The organism is Vibrio sp. D173a (assembly GCF_030248475.1).
Genome location: NZ_JAHGAH010000950.1, coordinates 1 through 592, shown reverse-complemented (window position 1 = coordinate 592; position 592 = coordinate 1). Strand labels below are relative to the sequence as shown.

Annotated in this window: 1 protein-coding gene; it reads left to right on the top strand. The window is 45.4% G+C overall.

Annotated features, from left to right (window positions below):
- Window positions 1-191 precede the first annotated feature (191 nt).
- Window positions 192-592, top strand: a 401-nt coding sequence (locus KIV40_RS30485) for a hypothetical protein (protein ID WP_285353018.1), incomplete at its 3' end; no start/stop codon positions are given.

The window sequence follows — 592 nt, the reverse complement described above, 5'->3', positions numbered from 1 at the left end:
ATCGATGCGCTAGGCTCCACCCGCTCTTATAAAAAAGCGTGGCGCGACCAAGACATCATTGACCTAATCGAAGACCAGAAAGGGATTCATTTTGACCCTGAAATTGCGGATGTTGCGATTCAACACTTCGCCGAAATCATGGATATTCGTAAACAGTATCCAGATTCAGACTAACGAGCGCAGCCATTCGTATGCTAACAAAGAAATTAAACGCCCTCCTCGACCATCCAAGTATTGATCTTGGAGACATAGATACAATTGCGAAAGCAAGCCTGAGCCTACTTGGCTCGGGCCTTCATCTATCGGATACAAGCCTGTGGCTGACGACTGATAAAAACGACGTTAGCTGTGTCTATATCGAGTGTAATGAACAGACTGAAGTGAAAGAAAATCAGATAATTCCGTCAGAACACTTCCAACAATTTCTGGAACAGCTAAAAGATAAAAGTCACTTGGCTTATAGCCATCTCAACGCCGTAAACGGACAATGGCTGGGGCTTTCTGACCTTCACTACTTCCAATCTTGCTTAGTGCCAGTTCGACTAAACCAAGAGGTCATCGGCTTTTTACTGCTCAGGCAGGCACCCCATCG